This is a genomic window from Halanaerobium sp., assembly GCF_003070835.1.
This window is the reverse complement of sequence record NZ_QBLR01000264.1, coordinates 1-4,822: the sequence shown is the minus strand read 5'-3', so window position 1 is coordinate 4,822 and position 4,822 is coordinate 1. Positions and strand designations below refer to the sequence as shown.

Annotated in this window: 3 protein-coding genes and 1 pseudogene; all 4 read right to left on the bottom strand. The window is 34.8% G+C overall.

Annotated features, from left to right (window positions below; translation table 11 throughout):
* Nucleotides 1–61 precede the first annotated feature (61 nt).
* Nucleotides 62–1,516 (bottom strand): Na+/H+ antiporter NhaC, encoded by a 1,455-nt coding sequence (gene nhaC / locus CI949_RS16960; RefSeq protein WP_290768529.1) that lies wholly within the window; start codon nt 1,514–1,516, stop codon nt 62–64.
* 135 nt (nt 1,517–1,651) lie between these two features.
* Nucleotides 1,652–2,389: an OAM dimerization domain-containing protein gene (locus CI949_RS16955; RefSeq protein ID WP_290768527.1), complete on the bottom strand. Its 738-nt coding sequence runs from the start codon at nt 2,387–2,389 to the stop codon at nt 1,652–1,654.
* Nucleotides 2,390–2,422: 33 nt separating this feature from the next.
* On the bottom strand, nt 2,423–3,985 hold the full coding sequence (locus CI949_RS16950) for a lysine 5,6-aminomutase subunit alpha (protein ID WP_290768525.1): 1,563 nt from the start codon (nt 3,983–3,985) through the stop codon (nt 2,423–2,425).
* Nucleotides 3,978–4,822: pseudogene (locus CI949_RS16945) on the bottom strand (DNA mismatch repair protein MutS); the annotation flags it as partial. The pseudogene CI949_RS16945 and the gene CI949_RS16950, both read right to left, overlap by 8 nt.

Below are 4,822 nucleotides of genomic sequence, written 5' to 3'. Positions count from 1 at the left end.
ATATTTATTCTGCTGACTCTTTTTTTGTTTTATTATTAGATTATTATTTATTTTCTAACAATTATTTGCTGACTGTTTTTTTGACATCTCTGCCTTCGGTAATTTCCTCATCTTCTGTTTCCATAGTAAATCCGGTCATTCCGTAAATTGCAGAAATAATAGGAACAAAGAAACAAAGGAATGCATAAGGAACATAGTCTAATGTTGCAACACCTAAAACCCCCGCTGAGAAAGCTCCAGATAAACTCCATGGTACTAAGGGAGCAAATACCGTTCCCCCATCTTCAAGGGCTCGGGATAAGTTTTTAGTTTTTAAATTCAATCTCTTATAGGCAGGAGCAAGCATTCTTCCTGGAATAATTATAGCCATGTACTGACTTGCCATTGAGAAGTTTGTAGCTAAACTTCCAAGCAAAGTTGTAATAACAAGACTTCCAGTATTTTTAATTGCTGGCTGAATTTTATTTAAGATAACTTCCAACATATATGTCTTTTCTAAAATACCACCAAAAGATAGAGCTATAAATCCAAGAGAAACTGTCCACATCATGCTCTGCATTCCACCACGACTTAATAGAGAGTCTACAGATTCAATACCTGTTTCTGAAACAAAGCCCCAGTTCATAGCCTGAGTTACTTCGTGAATTGAAGCCCCCTGGAAAATCAAAGCAAATACTGCACCCATAAGTGCTGAGATAATTAGTGATGCTAGAGCTGGAACTTTCTTTGCAGCCATAATAATTACTGCAACTGGTGGAATTAATAACCACAAGCTTAAGTTAAAGTTCTGTTCTAAACCTGTTAGAGTTTCATTAATCACTGACATTTGAACTGGATCGATTGTACTTCCACCAAACTGAGCTCCTAAAACAGCATAAGCAATAAGTGAGAGTAATAAACCAGGTCCAACTGTATAAACCATATGCTTTATATGATCAAATAGATCTGCTTCTGCTACTGCTGCTGCCAAGTTTGTAGAGTCAGATAGGGGTGACATTTTATCACCAAAGTAAGAACCAGAAACAACTGCACCAGCTGTCATTCCAGCAGGAACTCCAAGACCGGCTCCAATTCCCATTAAAGCAACACCAATTGTACCAGAAGTTGTCCAGGCACTTCCTGTAGCTAAAGAGGTTATTGAACACATTAGTGCTGCTGCAACCAGGAACCATCTTGGACTAATCAACTGCAGACCATAATAAATAATTGTCTGGATTGTTCCTGCAGAGATCCAGGCACCAATAATTGCACCAATAATCATCAAGATTAACATAGGCAGCATTGCTATACTACATCCATGTAAAATCGCATCCTGAATTTCATCCCAGGTATAACCTTGGGACATTGCTACTATAGTTGCAACAATCGCAGCTGATACTAAAGTTATATGTATTGGAATATCAAGCCACAATACTGAAATCCCCATTGAAATAATTAAATATAAAAATACAAATATGACACTTGAAAAGCTCGGTACTTTCTTCTGATTTACATTATCAAGTTTACTTTCAGACATTTTAATCCTCCTAGTGTTTTTGTTTGTAATTTAAACATATCATTTGTTCTTAGGTACTCGTATTCTCTCTGATAATCTTATTTAATTATTATTTCTGAAGTATTAACGATTTTTCCTCAATCACCCCCTTTGTTACTAAACACTTTTTGCTATTCTTTTAGCTAAAAAAGTTGCTACATCTGGTGGTAAAGATCCCTGACCGAAACCGGCATCAAAACCCAATTCTGTTGCAAGCTCATGATCAATACGTGGTCCACCAGCAGCTATGATCATTTTGTCTCTTAGGTTTTCTGCTTCAATTAATTCAATTAGTTCGGTCATGTTCTTAATATGAACATTTTTTTGCGTAACAACCTGTGAAACCAAAATTGCATCTGCATCTAATTCTATTGCCTTTGCAATCAGCTCTTCATTTGGAACCTGACTACCTAAATTATAGGCATCTATTTTAGGATATCTTTCTAATCCATATTCCCCAGCATAACCTTTCATATTCATTATTGCATCAAGTCCTACTGTATGAGCATCTGTACCAGTACAAGCCCCAACTACAACAATATTTCTGCCGATATTTTCTTCAATAAAATCATTAATCTCGTAATAATCCATTACCTCTTCATTTACCTTTGGAATTTCAATTTCCTCAACATTTACAGTGTGCTCAAGACTTCCATAAATCACAAAGTAAGAGAAGTTGTGTAAATCTTTCATGTGAGGAATCTCTACATCAGTCATTCCCATTTTTTCTGCTAATCTTTTTGCTGCTTCTTTTGCTTCATCACTTGCAGGAATAGGAAGAGTAAAACTCATCTGAACTTTTCCATCATTTAAAGTATCACCGTAAGGCTTAATTTTTTTCATATCCAGTTCCATTTATAACACCTCTTTATATCATAATTATTTATTTTATTTACTTAATTCATTTCGCATCATTTCTAAAAAAGGATTATAGTAATCTTTGCTTTTCTTAATTACACCATCAGCACCTTTACCACCATCAATAGGTCTTTTAACATCAGCAAAATCACCATCTGCAATTGCAGTTTTTAGGCCTTTGTTATTTACATCTTCAAGCATTTCTACAACTTCTTCTAAAACAGTTTGAGCTCTTGTTTGAATAATTCCATCTTCTTTAAATTCAATCTCAGAACCTAAATCACGTGCATTATTCATTACATATTCAGCATTTTCCAACGCCAGTGCTCTTTCACTTAAGAAAGGAGTATGAATAGCCTCGGTTAACATACCTAAAAGCTGAATTCCCTGGCCTGTCATTACAGAAGCTAAGTTAAATAATGCATCCTGTAAGTGCCCTTTGAAAATATCTCCAGTCATATACTTTGTTGGAGGCATATATTTTAAAGGTGAGTTAGGGAAAATCTGGCGGATCATTTGAGCCTGAGCAATTTCATATAAGAACCCATTTTCGATATCTGGATTCATTTCAAAAGCATGACCTAAACCTAACTGTTCTTCACTTAATCCTGCCTGCAGTCCCATCTGTTCATTAATGAAATCTGAAGCTAAAACAGTATGTGCCTGCTCAAAAGCATCGGCTGTTGTTAAATAGTTATCTTCACCTGTATTAATGATTACACCTGCAAATGCATTAATCATTCGGGAAAAATATTGATCAATAAAGGTACGATTCATATTAATATCTCTAAAAAGAATACCGTACATTGCATCATTTAACATCATATCAAGTCTTTCAATAGCCCCCATAGCAGCTATTTCTGGCATGCAGAGTCCGGAACAGTAATTAACTAACTTTATATATCTTCCAACCTCTTCGCCTACTTCATCTAAAGCTTCTCTCATAATTTTAAAGTTTTCTTGAGTAGCATATGTACCACCAAAACCTTCTTTGGTTGGACCATAAGGAACATAATCTAGAAGACTCTGTCCTGTTGTTCTAATAACTGCAACAATATCTGCTCCCTGTCTGGCGGCTGATTTAGCCTGCTCAATATCTTCGTAAATATTTCCAGTTGCAACTATAACGTATTTTTGAGGGCTTTCTCCCTCACCAAGTCTATCAATGTAGTCTTCTCTATCCTGACGATTCTTTTTAATTAAATCAATCATTTCTTTTGCTTTAGCATCAATTAATTCTTTTACTTTCTTTTCATCCTGAAGTGGTATTTCTGTCAGCTTAAGACTGCCTTTTGCAACCTCTTCGGCAACTTCCTGGGCATCCAAATCGTGATAGGCCATAGCATTTCCTAACCAGAAAGCTAAACCGCGATTTAATTCTCCTTCTTCATTTAATTGATCTACTAAAACATTGGCCAGCGGAATTTCTTCAGCATTAACACCATCGATTCCAAAAAATCTGGCAACAGTTCTTTCAACACTGGTTGTAGTATTTAAATCAATTTCTTTCTGAATATTCATAGTAATTTCATGAGCAGCTTCTCTAGCTTTATCAATCTTCTTTTTATCGAGATCTAACATCTTCTTAACCATTATTTTCAATCCCTCCAGTTGAATCATTATTCATAATATTTTTTGCTGTTTCTAAAATTTCTTGATCAAAACCTAATAAACCTGCAATGCGAATTGCATCCTGAGGAAAATCTCTTTTGCTTGTTACCCTCTCAAGTCGATAATCCATACATTTATTTAAAATATCTATTCCCTTTTCTCTAATATGATTATGATATTTAGCTAAGAGATCTTTATCCAGTCCCTTGACCTGAAAATGTGTAATTTCCAATTTGTTGGCCAACCTCTGATAATGAGTAGTAATAGCTGAAATAGAATTCATTGTATCTAATTTTTCGATTATGCCATAGGCAATTGCATAACCCTCAGCAGGATTAGTGCCATGTGCAATCTCATCAATTAAAATCAAACCCTTATCATCCCCTGCAGCAACAACATATTTTAAATTGCTAATCTCTGTACCAAAATTACTTAAACCACTTTTAATATCATCTGAAGTTAAACTAAAATATATATAATTGCGGAGATTAAATTCAAAATAATCTGCAGGCACAAAAAGAGAATGTTGAGCCATTACTGTTAAAAGTGCAGTCAGTTTCAAGCTAACAGTTTTACCTCCCATATTAGGGCCGGTAATTAATGTTGAACCTGATTTTAGTTCAAGATCAATCGGAGTAAATTCTGCACCTTTTTTATTTAGTTCATTTTCGATTACTAGATGCCTTCCATTTTTAATCTTTATTAACTTTTCAGAAGTTATTTTAGGTTTAACAGCTGAAATTTCTATGGAAAATTCAGCTCTGGCTATCATAAAATCTAAATATGCTATATTATCAAGGTTTTCTAATAGACTTAGGG